Raw genomic sequence first — 453 nt, forward strand, 5'->3', positions numbered from 1 at the left:
ATGGGTCAACTAATGAGATCTTAGCTTACCATGTGTCAGACCGTATCACGATGGACTTAGCCACAGATACCCTTCTCAAGTTAAAAAAGAATCGCGACTTTAAGAGGGCAAAAGATGCATTGATCCACTCCGACCAAGGAACGCATTATACCCACCCTGATTTTCAGAAATTAGTGAAGAAACTTAAATTACGCCAATCAATGTCAAGACGAGGAAACTGTTGGGATAACGCTCCCCAAGAATCGTTCTTTGGTCATTTTAAAGATGAGGCCTCGATTAAGGCTTGTACGAGTCTAGAAGAACTAAAACGTGAAATTAAACACTATATAACATACTACAATCACTACAGATACCAATGGAATTTAAAAAAGATGACCCCTGTTCAATACAGAGATCATCTTCTTGGAGCTGCCTAGACTTTTTAAAAGTGTCCTTTACAAAGGGTACATTTTA

General features: G+C 38.6%; 1 protein-coding gene. It reads left to right on the forward strand.

The genetic code is table 11. From position 1 onward, the window contains the following. Positions 1 to 416 (forward strand): IS3 family transposase (locus tag SB752_RS31940; RefSeq protein ID WP_410719435.1); only part of this gene is annotated, 416 nt, incomplete at its 5' end. Positions 417 to 453 lie beyond the last annotated feature (37 nt).

The sequence above is a fragment of the Brevibacillus sp. SIMBA_040 genome (assembly GCF_046535075.1).
Lineage (GTDB): Bacteria > Bacillota > Bacilli > Brevibacillales > Brevibacillaceae > Brevibacillus.